Below are 15,565 nucleotides of genomic sequence, written 5' to 3'. Positions count from 1 at the left end.
TCGTTGACTGGTCAGCCGGTAGATGGGTATGTCATCTACTGAAGGGCCGGCCTGGACCCCGGCGATGACCGGCGTGGCCGCGGGCTCCGGTGTCGCGCGCCTCCACCAGGTCAAGGAGGCTTGCATGTTCGATGATCGGCCCGCCTTCGGCGTCCGAGTCCACGCGCTCGGCGAAGTCACCGTCGCCGAAATCGCGGGAGAACTGGACATCTTCGCCGCGGGGCGGATCGTGGCTCGACTCGATTCCCTCGTTCAGGTGCGGTGCCCGGATCTGATCCTGGACCTACGGCCGGTCACATTCCTGGACTGCGCCGGACTGTCGTTACTGTGCCGGTTGCGCAATCGCGTGCTGGAGCGGGACGGGCGGCTGCGGCTCGTCATCGGCGATCCACGCTTTCTGCGGCTGCTGCGCATGGTCCGGCTGGACGACGCCTTCGAGGTACTGGAAGATCTGACTCCGGCGATCGCGGGCGCGGCGGGTCCGGTGGCCGGAGGAGGCGGTGACGCCCTCGCATAGGCCGTATCTGACCAAGTGTCAATAGTAAAAACCGAAATTCACTCGAACGAACGGTCTTTACCGGCGGAATGCTGCGTCCCTCCCTCTGTAACCGGGGGTCACCCCCTTACGCTCGCGGAACGTCGCCTGAGGACCCGGCGGATTTCGCACCCGATGCCCGACCTTGCCCGCTTCCGGGACCTGACGAAGGTGAGAGGGGCAGTGTGCCGTTCCGAGGGGATATCGCGATGACGCAGCAAGGCGCTCCCCGTGATGCGCCGGCGCCGATGGATCGCGGTGCCCAGAACGCCGGGCGGGAGCCCGCGAGCGAGGATCCGGTCGATGACGTCGTTCCCCGGGTTCGTACGCACCGGGTCGGCGGGTACGCCGTCGTGGAGCTCCACGGTGAGATCGACATCGCCGGGGTGGGAAGCGTGGGACCGGCGCTGGACGCGGCCACGGCCGGGGACCGGCCCGCGGTGATCGTGGACTTACGCCCGACCGCCTTCTTCGACTGCTCGGGCCTGGGGCTGCTGTGCCGGGCCCATCGGCGCGTGCGGGAGCGAGGCGGGCGGATGCGGCTGGTCTGCGACGACCCCTTGATCCTCCGCACGCTGCGGGCGGGGCGGATGCTGGATGTGCTCGAGCCGGTGGCCACGCTGGACGAGGCGCTGGGCGAGGAGGAGGGCCAGGTGTCCGGCGGGGCTTGACGCCTGTGGCGGGCTGCTCCGCTCCCCGCCCTTCCCACAACTGGGGCTCCGCCCCAGACCCCTGCGCCGGTCGCCCGGCGGGGCGCGCTAGGGGGCTTCTGATGGATCTCCGTGGAGATCCGTCAGAAGGACCCTAGGGGCGGCGGTCCTGGGGCGGGGGAGGAGCCACCCGATGGCCCCGGTGCTGCCGCCCGCGGCCCCAGGCGCGATGGCGGGGCCGCCCGCCGCCCGGGAGGGTCTCGTGGCTCTCGGGGGACATGCGGTTGCCGTTCTGGACATTGGTCCGGTGGATCAGCAGGGCGCCCACGGCGATCAGCGCGAGGATGACGACCACGGTGATCAGGGTCTCCATGGTGCTCACTTCCTGCGGCCGGGGCCCAGAGCTGGAGGGAATCCGGCCGGTTTGTGCGAAATGCTCCTGGTGTCTATACGGTACCTCCGGCCGGAGGCGGCGTCGCTTCCCGTGACGACCGGGGCCGCACGGGCCCAGGTGTGCTCTCCCCCTCCCCGCCCGTTCCCGCGACTGGGGCTCCGCCCCAGGCCCCGGGGTCCAGGGGCGGAGCCCTCGCGTGGTCCGCCGGACGCCCCGCACGTCCGGACACCCCGCACGTCCGCACACGCCGAGCGCCCGCACCCGGCGTCGGGAACCGGGTGCGGGCGGTCAGGCCCTGATCCAGCGGATCAGTGGATCAGTGGGTTCGGCGGGCTCAGTGGGTCTTGGCCAGCTGCTTCTCGAGCTTGGCCAGGCCATTGGCCCAGAGCTGGTTGACGCGGCTGATCTCGGCCTGGTTCGGCTGCGAGTTGGTGCAGGACGTGCCGGGGCCGCCACCGGACATCAGCTCGCTGCACGGACCCTCGTAGTGGTCCGGCAGACCCAGCACATGGCCGGTCTCGTGCGCGGTGACCCGGGTCGAGTCGTACTCCTGGTTCTGGGCGTAGTCCAGGAAGACATAGCCGCTGCCGTGCCCGTCGGTGCTCGCGTACGAGCCTCGGGGGTCATTGCCCTCGCGGTAGGTGAAGTCCGCGTTGCTGCCCTCCTGGAGCTTCACGTTGCTCACCGCGGAGTTCCAGATCTGGGCGGAGCGGGATATCACCGACTTGAAGGTCGGGGCCTGGCTCGCGTTGTAGGTCACGGTGACGGCCGCCGTCGCGCTGCGCGACTTCGCCCGCTTCTCCAGCGCCGACTTCATGACGGCCTTGATGAAGGCGTCGGTGTCGGCCCGCTCCTCGCCGCTCGCCGTGTAGGCGGCGGCCGCGGCACCGCGCTGGGCCGTGGCGTGGTCGGGCGTGGCCGCGGACGCGGGCATGGCGGACAGGGAGACCGCCAGGCCGAGGCCGATGGTCGCGGACAGCGCCAGCTTGGGGAGTGACATGTGGGGGGCTCCTCATCGTCCTCGGGCCCCGGTCGCCGTGTGGGGTGGCGGCCGGGGCCGTGGGATGAACTCTTGGCTGACGCAGAGTCTTGAGGAGAACCGGCCGTACGCGGAGATATCAACTGGTGATAGGACGAGGGCATATCCCCCGCCGGGCGTTCAGGGTCCGCCGATGACCGGTGTTTGACACCCCGTTGACCCGTGTTTGACCACCGATTGATCGATTCCGGTACGGGTTGGCGGGATTTCAGAGTCTGGTGTGACGGACAAGTGCGCAGTTATGCTCCCGCCGTGGAGCTCGAGGTGAGGCACCTCCGTGCACTGTGCGCCATAGCCGACACCGGCAGCCTACGGAAGGCGGCGCGTCAACTGGGCATGACCCAGCCGTCCTTGACGACCCAGCTCCGGCGGATCGAGAACACCGTCGGCGGCCGGCTGTTCTCGCGGGAGGTCACCGGCAGTCGGCCGACCCCGCTGGGGCGGTCCGTGCTGTGCCGCGCCCGGCCGATCGTGGCCGAGATGAACGCCCTCGTCAGCGAGGTCCGGCTGGAGGCGGGGCAGACCGCCGACGCCCGGCTGCGCATCGGCAGCACGGGCAGCCGGGCCGTGGTCGGCTGGCTGCGCAGGCTCCGCGCCCGCTACCCGGACGCGGACACCACCATCCACATCGACGTCTCCGCCAACGCGCTGTTGCAGATGGTGGCCGCCAATCAGCTGGACGTCGCCTTCGTCCACGAGGTCGAGGGCGCGCCGCTGCGGGTGCCCGAGGGCGTGGAGCGCCGGGTGCTCGTGGAGCGGGAGCCGCAGTTCGTGGCGCTGGCCGAAACCCATCCGGCCGCCGCGCGCCCCGTGGTGCGGCTCGCCGAGCTCGCCGCCGACCAGTGGATGGTGGACCCCAGCGTGGACGGCGAGGGGCCCGGGCTGCGCCGGGTGCTGGCCGCCGCCGGGCTCAATCCGAGGGTGGTCTACGGGGACTATCTGACCGCCGCCGACCTGGTCGCCTCGGGCGAGGTGGTCACCCCCTGCCAGCCCACCGCGCGGTCCCGCCAGGGCGTGGCGGTCCGCCCGCTGCACGGGGATCCGCTGACGGTCCGGCTGTTCCTGGCCTCACGGGCGGTCCCGGCGGCCCGTACCGGCGCTGACGGATCCGCCCCGGACACGGTGGTCCGTACCGGCGCCACCGAACTCGCCCCGGACCGGGTGTCCGGTGTGCCCGTCGGCGTCGGTGCCACGGCGTCCGGTGCGCCCCTCGACGTGGACGCCCTCTTCGGCGACCTGGCGGACGCGTACTTCGAGATCGCCTGGGCGAGCGTCGCGTACCGCCAGTGGCTGGTCCGCAACGAGAGCCCGCTGCTGCGCCTCCAGGAGCCCCCGACCCGCGACGAGCTCGACATCCTGGGGCTCGCCGGGCCCGCCGAGGTCTCGTAGCCCCGAACCCGTAGCCCCTAATGGGTGGCGAGCGATGACTTCCGCTCCGCCGGGCGGTCCAAGCACACGGGACCGCACCGGACCGCCACGCCATGCGAGGAGCGAGCAGATGATCACCGAGCACGAACCGCAGACCGCGCTGGACACTCGTTTCAGCAGCCCGGACGCCACCGCCACCGCCTGGCCCGAGGGGCGTGAGGGGCTGGCGGCCGCGGAGCTCTACTGGCTGTCCACGGTCCGCCGGGACGGCCGTCCCCACGTCACCCCGCTCATCGCCGTCTGGTTCGACGGCGCGCTCTGCTTCTGCACCGGCCCCGCCGAGCAGAAGGCCCGCAACCTCGCGCACAATCCGCGCTGTGCCCTCACCACGGGTGCGGGCGTGCTGCGCGAGGGTCTTGACCTGGTGGTCGAGGGCGCGGCCGAGCCGGTGCGGGACGATGCCACGCTGCGGCGGATCGCCGCGGCGTATGTGGAGAAGTACGGCGAGGAGTGGACCTTCCAGGTGCGCGACGGCGCCTTCCACCACGAGGGCCATGAGGCCCTGGTCTTCCGGGTCGCCCCGGCCACGGCCTTCGGCTTCCGCAAGGGCGAGTACGGCCAGACGCGCTGGCGCTTCTGACGCCCACGGAGGCCCCGGGCCGTTCGCAACCCCCCGGGCCGTTCGCAACCCCCCGGGCCGTTCGTAACCCCCGGCCGTTCGTAACCCCCGAGCCGTTCGGTCCGGTCAGTCCAGGTCGAGCAGCCCGCCGGGCAGCCCCACCGGCAGCGTCTGCTCCGACCAGATCGTCTTGCCCTCGGCGGTCTGCCGGCTTCCCCAGCGCTGGCTGAGCCGCGCGACCAGCAGCAGCCCGCGGCCGCCCTCGTCGAAGGTGCGGGCGCGGCGCATATGCGGGGCGGTGCTGGAGGAGTCGGTGACCTCGCAGATCAGCGAGTGGTCATGGATCAGCCGCAGCTGGATGGGCGGTACGGCGTGCCGGATGGCGTTGGTGACCAGCTCGCTGACGACCAGCTCGGTGGTGAAGACGGCCTCGTCGAGTCCCCATTCGGTCAGCCGCTCCGTCACGTTCCGGCGGGACCGCGCCACCCACGCCGGGTCGGCGGGCACGTCCCAGGTGGCCACGTGTGCCGCGTCCAGGGCGCGGGTGCGGGCGAGTAGCAGCGCGACGTCGTCCGGCACGCCCTCGCCCGGGAGAAGCGTCCGCAGCACGGCGTCGCAGGTGCCGCTCAGGGAGCCGCAGGGGTGGGCCAGCGCGTCGGCCAGCAGCAGCCGCCCCTCGTCCACATCGCGGTCCCATTCCCCCATCAGCCCGTTGGTGTAGAGGGCGAGCACGGCGTCCTCGGGCAGTTCGGTCTCCATCGCCTCGAAGGGCAGCCCGCCGACCCCGAGCGGCGGTCCGGGCGGCACCGGCAGGAACTCCACGGAGCCGTCGGGCCTGGCCAGCGCCGGGGCGGGGTGCCCGGCCGCGGCCAGCGAGCAGCGGTGCGAGACCGGGTCGTAGACCGCGTACAGACAGGTGGCCCCCACGTCCCCGGTGGCCTCCTCGGCCCCGGTCTCCGCGGCCAGGTGGATCACCAGGTCGTCGAGGTGGGTGAGCAGCTCGTCCGGCGGCAGATCGACGTCGGCGAGGGTACGGACCGCCGTCCGCAGCCGGCCCATGGTGGCCGACGCCTGGATGCCGTGGCCGACCACATCGCCCACCACCAGCGCGACCCGCGCCCCGGAGAGCGGGATGACGTCGAACCAGTCCCCGCCCGCGCCCGCGTACGGGCCGGCGGGCAGATAGCGGGAGGCGACTTCGACGGCCGGTGGCTGGGGGAGGGTCCGCGGCAGCAGGCTGCGCTGCAGCGCCAGAGCGGTGTTGCGCTCCCGGGTGAAGCGGCGGGCGTTGTCCACGCAGACGGCGGCCCGGGTGGTGATCTCCTCGGCCAGCACCACATCGTCCTGGGTGAACGCCTCGGGGGTGCGGTGGCGGGCGAATACGGCCACTCCGAGCGTCGTCCCCCGCGCCCGGATCGGCACCGACATGATCGAGTGGACGCCGAACCGCCGGATCGTCTCGGCGCGGTCGGTCTTCAGCGCACCCCACTCGGCGATCGAGGGATGGGTGGACGTGTGGATGATGGGATGCCCCGCCACCAGGCATTCGGCCATCGGCGAGACCTTCGGGTAGGTGTCCACCTTCCCCACCGGCACCACGGACTCCGGGCACCCTTCGTAAATGGACTGCCGGGCGGCGCGGCGCAGCACGACCGGGTCGGTGAGCGGCCCGGACGGCAGCTCCTCCTCCTGGGTCAGCCGGTCCAGCAGGTCGATGCTGGCGTAGTCGGCCAGCCGCGGTACGCAGACGTCGGCGAGCTCCTGCGCGGTGTGGTCGATGTCGAGGGTGGAGCCGATCCGTTCGCTGGCCGCGCTCAGCAGCAGCAGCCGCTGGCGGGCCAGATACTGATCGGTGATGTCGTGCGCCGCCAGGCAGGCCGCGTACACCCGCCCGTCCCTCGCCCGTAGCGGGGCGAACCGGGCCGACCACGCCTGCTCCTTGAGCTCGCCGCTTCCGGTGCGCAGATACGTCTCCACCTCGCGCGGCTCGCCGGTGGTCAGCACATGGCGCATGGCCGCTTCGAGCTGTTCGCTCTGGAGCTTGCCCTTGATCTCCGACAGCCGCAGACCGCGGATCTCCGTCTCGGGGAGGCCGGTGACGCGGGCCATTTCGGCGTTCACCTTGCGCAGCCGCATATCGGCGTCGTAGATCGCCATCGGGCAGGGCGACTGGGCGTAGGCCCACTGCATCAGCGCGTCGTCCCATGACTCGGGGGGCTGCTCCGCGCGGGGCGCCGCGGTCACCAGCAGCCAGTCGCCCTCCGGCCGTCTGCGGTGCGCCAGCAGCGGTACGGGCATCTCGCGGCCGTCCCGGTGGCGCAGCGCCACGATCCCGTGCCACCGGGTCAGCCGGGTGCGGGCACGGCGGGCCTCGGCGCCCGTCGCGCGGCCCGGATCGGCCAGCAGATCGGCGGCGGGCCGTCCCACGACATCGGGGGACGGATGCCCGAGCAATCGACGGGCGCCCTCGTTCCAGCTGGTCAGCGTCCCGTCATCGCTTACGGTGGCTCGTGCCGTATCCGCTTCGTCGAAGCCGCCCCGCTCCCGCGCGGAGCCGCTGTCGTGGCGCTTCATCCTCGCCATCCCTCCGAGGACGGCACCGGGTCCGTCCACCAGGGTTCCCTTCCAGCCTGGTCCACTCCGGTCCGGGCATCAACCACAGCCCGGAGCCCGGAGCGGACGCCTTCCGGAGCCCGGAGCGGACGCCTTCCCGAGCCCGGAGGGGACGGCCCTCCCGAGCCCGGAGCGGACGCCTTGGGGAGCGCGCGGGTCAGACCACCGCGGGCCGCAGATGCCGCCCGGCCCACTCGGCGAAGCTCGTGAGCGGGAGGCCGAGGGCGCGTGCGAACTCGGGGCGGGCGGGCTGGCTGACCGTGTTCGTCCACTCATGCCCGAAGCCCCACTGCGGCATCCCGGCGGCGAGCGCCTCCTCCACGGTCATCGACGGGGCGGTCAGCTCGGCGCCCGTGACTTCGGAGAGGACCTCGGCGACCCGGGTCATCGTCATACGGTCGCCCGCCAGTTCCAGCTCGACCTCGTGGAACCGCTCCGGGTCGGCGAAGGCCGCGGCGGCCGCCGTGCCGATGTCGGCGACGGCGATGAGGGAGAGTTCGGTGCCGGGCTTGAGGATGGTGGCCAGGCCGCCCTCGGGGCCGTTCGGGAGCAGGGACAGGAAGTTCTCCATGAAGAAGGCGGGCTTGAGGAGCGTCCAGTGGCGGAAGCCCACCTCGCGGACCCGGTCCTGGAGGCCGGTCTTGGTGGCGAAGTAGTTCTCCAGCGCCGCCCAGCGGCCCTCCGCCCAGCCGGGCGCGTTGTGGTGCTGCCCGGCGCCGGAGACGGAGGTGTGCACGAACTGCGCCACCCCCGCGTCCCGCGCGGCGTCGATCAGGTTGCGCCCCTGGACCCACTCGGAGTCGCCCTGGAGGTCGTTCATATCGGGCAACTGGACCGAGAAGACGGCACGCGTCCCCTCGGCGGCCCGCCGCACCGAGTCGAGGTCGAGGAGGTCGCCCTTGACCAGCTCGGCACCGAGCGCCGCCACGGCCTTGGCCCGCTCGGATGCGGGGTCGCGGACCAGGGCCCGCACGGGAACGCCCGCCGAGAGCAGGGCCCGGGCGGTGGCGCCGCCCTGCTGTCCGGTGGCACCGGTGACGAGGACGGGGGCGGACGTCGGGGATTCCACGGTCATGCTGCTGCTCCTCGGGCAGAAGGGTATCGACTCATCGACAAGTCGACTGGAAAGGCTAAACGGCGGGCCCCGCCACTTATGACTCGGTACGATACGGAGGGCCCCGCCACTTAGCAACCCGCCACTTGGCGACCCGGAGGTGACGCCATGCCCGCCCAGCGCGCGGACGCCCGGCGCAACTACGCGCGCATCCTCGCCGTCGCCGAGGAGGAGGTCGCCACGCACGGCGCCGACGCCTCCCTGGAGCAGATCGCCCGCACCGCCGGAGTCGGCTCGGCCACCGTGCGCCGCCACTTCCCCACCCGGCGCGCCCTGCTGGAAGCGGTCTTCCGCGAGCGCATCGAAACCCTGGCCACCCGCGCCCGTGAACTCGCGGAGGCGGACGACGTACGGGCCGCCCTGCTGGACTGGCTGGGCGCGCTCACCGTCTACTCCGCCACGGTGCAGGGCCTGGCCACCGCGCTCCTACGGGACGGCGAACTCGACCCGGAACACGCGAACCCCTGCGTGACCCCCCTCGCCGACGCGGGCGAGCCCCTGCTACGGCGAGCCGAGCGGGCCGGTGCGGTGGCCCCCGGCGTGACCCCGGTCGACCTGGTCACCCTGGTCGCCGGCATCGCCCTGGCCACCCAGCACCACCCCGACCCCGCCACCGAGGCGACCCGGCTGCTGCACCTGACCGTGGCGGGCATCAGTCCGCGGGGGTGAGGGGCGAGGTCTCAACCCACCTGCCCAGCAAGGGCGTCGGTGTTCCTAACGCCAGCCGTCGAGGGAGACTTCCGGACCACCCGCGAGGTAGCGGTGAAGGGCACTGGCGGTGGTGTCCACGAACTGCGCGGGGATGGTGTCGGCATCGACCCAGCAGACCTGCGCGTGCTTGCGCGGTTCGCGATTCTCGGGCTCGCCGGTCCATTCGTAGACGGCGAAGACGACGGTGAGGAAGCCGTTGGGGGCTTCGACGCCCCAGGTTCCGTGGATGATGTGGGCAACCTTCAGTGCCTCTGACGTCACGGTCAGGCCGGTCTCCTCGTGCAGCTCCCGCACTGCCGTCTCGCTGATGGGTTCGCCGGGTTCGCTCTTGCCGCCAGGGAGGTCCCACATGCCCTGGGCGAACTTGGCGTTCTGGCTGCGCTGGAGGAGGACGACGCGGTTGTTGGCCTTGTCGTGGACGATGACGGCGGCGACCAGCAGGGTCATGGATTCGTAGGCGGGCGGCAGGGCTTTGGGCTGGTCGTCGGACTGAGGCTGAGCCACGGTTACGTTCCTTCTTCGCCCCATTGGTGGACAGCTTCGGCCTAATGATCAGCGGTACGTTCGATTCCGATGGCCAGAGCGCCAAGGGCTTCCTTCTCGGGCGGGTAGATGGCTCGGATGTTGTTGAGCTGCTGTTCGCGAGTGGCGGTCGGGTTGACGTTGGCCGGACCCTCGCCGTCGAGCAGGGCCTCGAAGCTCGGGTACTCGGTGACCCGCTTGACCTTGACCTCGCAGGTTTCGTCGGTGCCCTTGATGCGGAATCGGATGGTGTCGCCAGGGGCGAGGTCGGCGAGGTGCGGGTATTTCACCCGCACCTCGATGTTCTTGGCGCCCGCGGCGACGAGGCCGAAGTACTGGCGGTAGAGGTTGAGCTCGTGGACGCGGGCAGTGGTATCGGTCATGGGGCGGGGACGCTCCTGATGGCTGGTGTGGTGATCATGCGGCCGATCTCGGCGGCTGAGTACGACCGGAAGAAGTGGCGCGGGTCCGAGAGCAAGGTATCGGCCAGGGACAGCAGTTGCTCGGCATACTCCGTGGTGGTGCCGGGCCATTTCCGGGTGTCGAGCATCCAGTCGGCGGTGCCGTCAGGCGCGGGGGTGCGGCCTTCGCGGATGAGGGATTTGGACAGCTTGGCGCCGGTGTCGGTGACGACTTGGGGGCAGAAGAGGCGGGCTGGCAGTTGGGAGCGGATGAAGCCGACGGACTGGAGAGCCTCGTCGACCAGGTGGGAGCCGAAGACCCAGTCGCCGCCCTTGACCATGATGTGCAGGGTGCCATGGGGGCTGGACAGGGCCAGTTCCTTGACCACGTTGCGGTACAGGGTGGCCAGGTCCAGGTATGCCCCTCCGGTGGGGGAGACGGTGGCCCGGTAGGGGCCGTGGTGGAGGCAGACGGCGGCCACTTGGGCGGTCTCGCGGCCGGTGAGGTGGACGCGGGTGCGTTCGGCGTGCTTCTCGGCCCAGCCGCAGCCGAGGTGCGGGCAGGGGACGCGCAGGTGTGGTGTGCCGGTGGAGGGGGCGAGCCACCAGCGGGCGGCGTCGAGGCGGGGCAGGAGGCGGAGCCAGGTACGGCGGAAGTGCTCGTCGGCCTGCTGCTGGCTGTAGATCTCGACTCGATGCGGGATTCCCAGGTGGCGGGACAGCGAGGTGAACAGGGGCTGGTAGAGGGTGGTGATGAGGTTGGTCAGAGCCTCGTCACTGAGTGCTTGGGCGTAGGCGCGCTGATAGCGGTGGCCGCTGACCGGGTCGGTAGCCAACTCGTACGGAGCGTTGTCGAGGGCGCTGAACAGGACCTCGGAGGGGAGGCCAAAGCGGTCACGCAAGCGGGCGGCCATGGTGAAGGCCAGGGACTGGACGAGCGATGTGCCGATGTGGGGGGCGCCGTTGATCTGTGTACCGACGACCATTGTGATCCGCTCGGGCGGCGCAGCCATGATGCGCGGGGTCAGGACGTCTTCTGCGTGGTGGAGGGCGTTGGCGAGCACGGTGTTCGGTGATAATGGGCGGATTGTCACGGGATATCTCCCTGAGTTGGGTGTCAGCATGCTGGTACCGAGCTGTGTTCGAAGGTGGCCCAGACGCATTTGCCGGGGCCTTGTTGTTGATCCACACCCCAGTTGTCGGCAACAGCGGAGATGAGTAGCAGGCCACGGCCGTCGTCTGCCGTTGCCTGCGGCTCCCGCATGGTGGGCGTGCCGTCACCGCTGTCGTGCACTTCGAGGCGCAGCAGGGCGTCGTGAAGTTCGATGCGTACGAGAACCGGTCGTCCGTCCTCCGAGGCTCCGTGTAGCAGGGCATTGGTGGCCAGCTCGGAGGCGCACAGCCGAATGTCGTCGATGCGTTCGGTTTGCTGCCACTGCGTAAGTGCCTCGGAAACGAAACCGCGAACAGCGGGGACGGTGTGCTCGCGCCGGGCGAAGCTCATTGAGCGGTGCTCGACGGGCCTGCTGCCGATGGGGTCCGGCTCGGGCATGTCCTGTTCTTTGGGCGGCTTCCTCGACATGTCCCCTAGCCAACCGCCGTAGCTCGTTCGGGTCGGGAGCCAGCGTGGGAGCCGTTCTGGGGGCCACTATGGGGGCCAGAAGTCCTGTGCTCCGGGGAGAGTGGGATGGGCGACTTGGGGATCGGAGCGCTGCTCGCCCGGCTGCGCACCGAGCGAGGCTGGACTCAGCAGCGGGTGGCCGATGAGTACAACGCACTGGAAGGGCGCTGCACCAAGACCGGCAAGGAGATGGGCCGCTACGAGCGCGAGACACGTATCCCCGTTCCGTACACGCGGAGATACCTGGCGAAGGTGTTCGGCATCGACGTCGCGGCACTCGACCAGGCCGCCACAGTCACCAAAAGACGCCGGAGCGGCGACGACGGGGCTGTGCAGGCGCAGGAGCCGCCCGTGTCGCGCGAGGCGCGTCCATGTCCCGTGGCGAACGCGGTGTCGGCGGATGCCACGGCGTCCGCGGACTTCGCCCGGTTCATCGCGCAGCGCAACGCCGACGAGTCCGTTGTCGAGCAGTTGGAGGCTGACGTCGCTCAGCTTGCCCGCGCCTACGTCAGCCACCCACTGCTGGAGCTGTACGTCGAGATCAAGCGCTTACGGGACGGGGTGTTCCAGTTGCTGCGCGGGCGTCAGCACCCTCGGCAGACCGCTGATCTGTACGTCGCGGCTTCACGGTTGTGCGGCCTGTCCGCCCACGTCTGCCTGGACCTGGGCGACTACGGCTCAGCGGCCACCCACGCACGTACCGCCCGGGCGTGCGCGGGGGCGGCCGGGCACGAAGGGATGCTGGCCTGGGTGCGAGCCGTGGAGTCTCTGATCGCTTATTGGACCGGGCGGTACGTGCAGGCGGCCGGACTGGCCCGGGCGGGGCGAAGGCACCGAGCGAGTGGGAGTATCACCGCCCGCCTGGCCAGTCTGGAGGGGCGTGCTCTGGCCATAGTGGGAGACCGGGCAGGCGCGGTGGCAGCGCTGGCCGACGCCGATCGTTCCCGTGAGGCGGCATCCGACCCGGACGAGGCACCGGGACTCTTCGCCTTCCCGGCGGCCAAACAGTTCGCATATGCCGGGACGACCCACCTCGCCGTGGGCGGACCGGCACACATCCAGCAGGCGATCGCCTGCGCGGGCACCGCGATCCGCCTCTACGGTGATGCGGAGAACGACGACCGGTCGGTCGGCGACCTTTTTGCCGCCCACCTCGACCTCGCCCGTGGCCACCTGCTTCTGGGCGATCTGGACGGCACCGAGGCGATGCTCGCCTTCGTCCTGGACGCCCCACCGGAGCGCATTTCGGCCAGCATCGTGCGACGACTCATCGCGCTGCGCCGCGAGCTGGGTGGTCCGCAGTACGGGGGAGCCGCGCGGGCAGCAGACTTACGCGAAAGACTCCAGTGCACGGCAGTCCTCGCGGCTTCGCCCGCCGCCCGTCCTTCGGAGCTATCGACGTGACCGAACTGTCCGCCGCCCACGATGCCGCCGTCACCGATCGGGACCGCCTCGCCGGGAGCGCGTACAACGGCGACCGGGACCTCGCCGCCCGGCAGTCTCTCTATCGGTGGCAGACGCCCCGCTACGACCTCCCTGGCATGGTCGCCGAGCGATTGAGTGACCTACACGGACTCGTGGTCGATGTTGGATGCGGCAACGGTCGGTTCATCAAGCGGCTCCGCCGGGATCGCACCGACTTGACCGTGCTGGGCCTGGACATCGCCCCCGGCATCCTCGACGGGGTACCCGGCCCGGTCGCTGTGGCGGATGCCACTCGCCTGCCGATCGCCACCGCGAGCTGTGATGCGGCGCTGGCCCTGCACATGCTCTATCACGTCACCGACATCGCCCAGGCGGTCGGCGAGCTGTCCCGCGTGGTGAAGCGGGACGGGCTGGTGATCGCCTCCACCAACAGCGACCGGGACAAGGCCGAACTGGACGACCTCTGGGAGCGGGCCGCAGGGGACGTCCTCGGCACCGGACGGGGACCGTCCCGCATCTCGCTCAGTGCCCGCTTCTCCCTGGAGAAGGCCCCTGCCTTCCTCGGGGAGGAGTTCGGTGACGTGCAGACCATCGAGCTGCCGGGTGTCATCACGGTCCGTGACCCGGCACCCGTCATCGCGCACATGGCGTCGTACCGTGCGTGGGCCGACCAGCACGACGTGCCCTTCGACGCGATCATCGAACGAGCACGCGCCATCCTGGCCGATCACATCTCCCGGCGCGGTGCGTTCGAGATCCACTGCAAGGGCGGTGTACTCGTTTGCCGGCGCTGAGCCGCCACATCACGCGAAGGATCCATGCATCCGCGGCTGAGGAAGAGAAGACCGCACCCGGGCCACTCGGGGCGGCTCGGGTGCGGTCTGGTGGTGCTGGGGAAGGGCGGGGTCAGCCCTTCTTGGTCTCCCAGAAGATCTTGTCGATCTGGGCGATGTAGTCCAGGGCCTTCTGCCCCGTGGCCGGGTCGGTCGAGCCCTTGGCCGTGCTCAGGGCCTTGAGGGTGTCGTTGACCAGCTGGTGCAGCTCGGGGTACTTCTCGAAGTGCGGGGGCTTGAAGTAGTCGCTCCACAGCACCGAGACATGGTGCTTGGCGAGCTCCGCGCGCTCCTCCTTGATGGTGGTGGCACGGGCACGGAAGTGCGGGTCCTCGTTGGCCTGGTACTTCTCCTGGATGGCCTTGACGGACTCGGCTTCGATACGTGCCTGGGCCGGGTCATACACACCGCAGGGCAGGTCGCAGTGGGCGCTGACCTGAACCTTGGGGGCGAACAGGCGGGAGAGCATAGAGCTGTCCTTCCATTCGTGATCGTCTTCTCAGGTGCGAGATTACTCCGTGGGGGAAGCCTTTTCTCGGGTGCCCCGGGGGGCTTAGGTCAAAAGTCCAGTGCAAGGCTGGAATGCCTGGGATCGTGATGGGTGCAGGGTGAGGACCGGAGGTGCCGTGATGCGGGAGCAGCAGGGCGATCGCGGGCAGGAGCCGGACCGTGACCAGCGCGGGCTGCTGCGGATCGGGCTCGCGGAGGTGTACAACCCGTCGATGCAGCCGACGCTGTACCCCGGCGACCAGTTGGTGGTGCGCTACGGCGCGCCCGTACGGCCGGGGGACGTGGTGGTTTTGCGTCATCCGTTCCGGCAGGATCTGCTGATCGTCAAGCGCGCGGTGGAGCGGCGCGAGGGCGGCTGGTGGGTCAAGGGCGACAACCCGTACGTGGAGAACGACAGCCGGGAGTTCGGCGTCGTGCCGGACGAGCTGGTGGTGGCCCGGGCCTGGGTGCGGCTGCGGCCGCTGCGGAGCGCCGGGCGCGGTGGTCAGCGGTCGATGGCCGGGCTGGTCTCCTGGGCGGTGTCCGCCGTACGGCCCGTGGGCTCGGGGTCCTGGCGGCGGCTGCGCTCCGTGCTGGCCGTCCGCTCGGCGTCCAGGCGTTTGCGGGCGCGGTAGGCGGCCACATTGGCGCGGGTGGCGCAGCGGTCGGAGCAGTAGCGCCGGGAACGATTTGTCGATGTGTCGAGATAGGCGTTGCGGCAGGGTGACGCCTCACAGATGCCCAGCCGGTCGGCGCCCAGTTCGGTGAGGTGGAAGGCCAGCCCCATCGAGGCGGTCGCGGCGTAGCCCGCGCCCGCGTTGGCGGCGTAGTCCGCGATATGCATATGCCAGTCGGGGCGGCCGTCCTCGTCGCGGAGCTCGTGGCCGGAGATCTGCGGGCTCACCGGGAACTCGATGAGCAGCGCGTTCAGCAGGTCCACCGCCAGCACCTCGTCGCCGCCCGCCGCCGCCTCGAAGACCGCGCGCAGCCGGGCCCTGACCGACCTCAGCCGGGTGACATCGGCGTCGGTCGTCCGCCGGGTCGACTGCTGGCTCTCCCCGAAGAGCGCCCGTACGGCCTCCACCGAGGTCAGGGTGTCGGTGCCACGGCTCGGCTCCTCGCTGTTGACCAGGCGCACGGCGAGATCCGAGTAATAAGCCAGTTCCACTTGTGGTCCTTACGAACGGCGGTCTATGGTCACATCAGGTCGGGTAAGAGGCGTTCTGCCTTC

At 70.6% G+C, this 15,565-nt stretch carries 17 protein-coding genes and 1 pseudogene; 8 read left to right on the top strand and 10 right to left on the bottom strand.

Going from position 1 to position 15,565, the window contains the following annotated elements:
* The first annotated feature begins 124 nt into the window (after positions 1-124).
* Together ACMTAK_RS18485 and ACMTAK_RS18480 are read left to right on the top strand one after the other, a co-directional pair.
* Positions 125-517: an STAS domain-containing protein gene (locus ACMTAK_RS18485; RefSeq protein WP_413807249.1), complete on the top strand. Its 393-nt coding sequence runs from the start codon at positions 125-127 to the stop codon at positions 515-517.
* A gap of 227 nt (positions 518-744) precedes the next feature.
* Complete coding sequence (locus ACMTAK_RS18480) at positions 745-1,206, top strand: STAS domain-containing protein (protein ID WP_413807248.1); 462 nt, start codon at positions 745-747, stop codon at positions 1,204-1,206.
* 133 nt (positions 1,207-1,339) lie between these two features.
* On the opposite strand, the gene ACMTAK_RS18475 is transcribed toward ACMTAK_RS18480, so the two are convergent.
* Both ACMTAK_RS18475 and snpA read right to left on the bottom strand, forming a co-directional pair.
* Positions 1,340-1,558: a hypothetical protein gene (locus tag ACMTAK_RS18475; RefSeq protein ID WP_413807247.1), complete on the bottom strand. Its 219-nt coding sequence runs from the start codon at positions 1,556-1,558 to the stop codon at positions 1,340-1,342.
* A 355-nt stretch (positions 1,559-1,913) separates the two neighbouring features.
* Positions 1,914-2,579, bottom strand: a complete 666-nt coding sequence (snpA, locus tag ACMTAK_RS18470) for a snapalysin (RefSeq protein WP_413807246.1) — start codon at positions 2,577-2,579, stop codon at positions 1,914-1,916.
* A gap of 291 nt (positions 2,580-2,870) precedes the next feature.
* Between snpA and ACMTAK_RS18465 the strand changes: the two genes are divergently transcribed.
* Together ACMTAK_RS18465 and ACMTAK_RS18460 are read left to right on the top strand one after the other, a co-directional pair.
* Positions 2,871-4,007, top strand: coding sequence for a LysR family transcriptional regulator (locus tag ACMTAK_RS18465; protein WP_413807245.1), 1,137 nt, complete (start codon positions 2,871-2,873; stop codon positions 4,005-4,007).
* A 109-nt stretch (positions 4,008-4,116) separates the two neighbouring features.
* The gene (locus ACMTAK_RS18460; RefSeq protein ID WP_413807244.1) at positions 4,117-4,626 is read left to right on the top strand and encodes a pyridoxamine 5'-phosphate oxidase family protein; all 510 of its coding nucleotides are present in this window, start codon (positions 4,117-4,119) and stop codon (positions 4,624-4,626) included.
* Positions 4,627-4,731: 105 nt separating this feature from the next.
* Here ACMTAK_RS18460 and ACMTAK_RS18455 read toward each other — a convergent pair whose 3' ends face one another.
* Both ACMTAK_RS18455 and ACMTAK_RS18450 read right to left on the bottom strand, forming a co-directional pair.
* Positions 4,732-7,179, bottom strand: a complete 2,448-nt coding sequence (locus tag ACMTAK_RS18455; protein ID WP_413807243.1) for a SpoIIE family protein phosphatase — start codon at positions 7,177-7,179, stop codon at positions 4,732-4,734.
* 196 nt (positions 7,180-7,375) lie between these two features.
* Positions 7,376-8,293 (bottom strand): NmrA family NAD(P)-binding protein, encoded by a 918-nt coding sequence (locus ACMTAK_RS18450; RefSeq protein ID WP_413807242.1) that lies wholly within the window; start codon positions 8,291-8,293, stop codon positions 7,376-7,378.
* 147 nt (positions 8,294-8,440) lie between these two features.
* Between ACMTAK_RS18450 and ACMTAK_RS18445 the strand changes: the two genes are divergently transcribed.
* Positions 8,441-9,001: a TetR/AcrR family transcriptional regulator gene (locus ACMTAK_RS18445; protein ID WP_413807241.1), complete on the top strand. Its 561-nt coding sequence runs from the start codon at positions 8,441-8,443 to the stop codon at positions 8,999-9,001.
* A 45-nt stretch (positions 9,002-9,046) separates the two neighbouring features.
* On the opposite strand, the gene ACMTAK_RS18440 is transcribed toward ACMTAK_RS18445, so the two are convergent.
* The 4 genes from ACMTAK_RS18440 to ACMTAK_RS18425 are packed head-to-tail and all read right to left on the bottom strand — an operon-like array spanning position 9,047 to position 11,518.
* Complete coding sequence (locus ACMTAK_RS18440; RefSeq protein ID WP_413807240.1) at positions 9,047-9,547, bottom strand: NUDIX domain-containing protein; 501 nt, start codon at positions 9,545-9,547, stop codon at positions 9,047-9,049.
* Between the two features lie 41 nt (positions 9,548-9,588).
* Positions 9,589-9,948: an ASCH domain-containing protein gene (locus tag ACMTAK_RS18435; RefSeq protein ID WP_413807239.1), complete on the bottom strand. Its 360-nt coding sequence runs from the start codon at positions 9,946-9,948 to the stop codon at positions 9,589-9,591.
* Positions 9,945-11,060 (bottom strand): hypothetical protein, encoded by a 1,116-nt coding sequence (locus ACMTAK_RS18430; RefSeq protein WP_413807238.1) that lies wholly within the window; start codon positions 11,058-11,060, stop codon positions 9,945-9,947. The genes ACMTAK_RS18435 and ACMTAK_RS18430 overlap by 4 nt, the downstream gene beginning before the upstream one ends.
* A gap of 23 nt (positions 11,061-11,083) precedes the next feature.
* On the bottom strand, positions 11,084-11,518 hold the full coding sequence (locus tag ACMTAK_RS18425) for an ATP-binding protein (RefSeq protein WP_413807237.1): 435 nt from the start codon (positions 11,516-11,518) through the stop codon (positions 11,084-11,086).
* Positions 11,519-11,653: 135 nt separating this feature from the next.
* Between ACMTAK_RS18425 and ACMTAK_RS18420 the strand changes: the two genes are divergently transcribed.
* Positions 11,654-12,991, top strand: coding sequence for an XRE family transcriptional regulator (locus ACMTAK_RS18420; RefSeq protein ID WP_413807236.1), 1,338 nt, complete (start codon positions 11,654-11,656; stop codon positions 12,989-12,991).
* Positions 12,988-13,806: a class I SAM-dependent methyltransferase gene (locus tag ACMTAK_RS18415; RefSeq protein WP_413807235.1), complete on the top strand. Its 819-nt coding sequence runs from the start codon at positions 12,988-12,990 to the stop codon at positions 13,804-13,806. The genes ACMTAK_RS18420 and ACMTAK_RS18415 overlap by 4 nt, the downstream gene beginning before the upstream one ends.
* Positions 13,807-13,918: 112 nt before the next feature.
* Here ACMTAK_RS18415 and sodN read toward each other — a convergent pair whose 3' ends face one another.
* Positions 13,919-14,314 carry a superoxide dismutase, Ni gene (gene sodN / locus ACMTAK_RS18410; protein ID WP_210947966.1) on the bottom strand — a complete coding sequence of 132 codons (396 nt, stop codon included), beginning with the start codon at positions 14,312-14,314 and terminating at the stop codon, positions 13,919-13,921.
* A gap of 160 nt (positions 14,315-14,474) precedes the next feature.
* Between sodN and sodX the strand changes: the two are divergent.
* Positions 14,475-14,783: pseudogene (gene sodX, locus ACMTAK_RS18405) on the top strand (nickel-type superoxide dismutase maturation protease); the annotation flags it as partial.
* A gap of 56 nt (positions 14,784-14,839) precedes the next feature.
* On the opposite strand, the gene ACMTAK_RS18400 reads toward sodX, so the two are convergent.
* Entirely contained in the window at positions 14,840-15,502 is a 663-nt protein-coding gene (locus ACMTAK_RS18400) for a CGNR zinc finger domain-containing protein (RefSeq protein WP_413807234.1), read from the bottom strand.
* Between the last annotated feature and the right edge of the window lie 63 nt (positions 15,503-15,565).

This window comes from Streptomyces lacaronensis (assembly GCF_047337785.1).
GTDB classification, from domain to species: domain Bacteria; phylum Actinomycetota; class Actinomycetes; order Streptomycetales; family Streptomycetaceae; genus Streptomyces; species Streptomyces lycopersici.
This window is presented reverse-complemented; position numbering and strand designations above follow the sequence as displayed.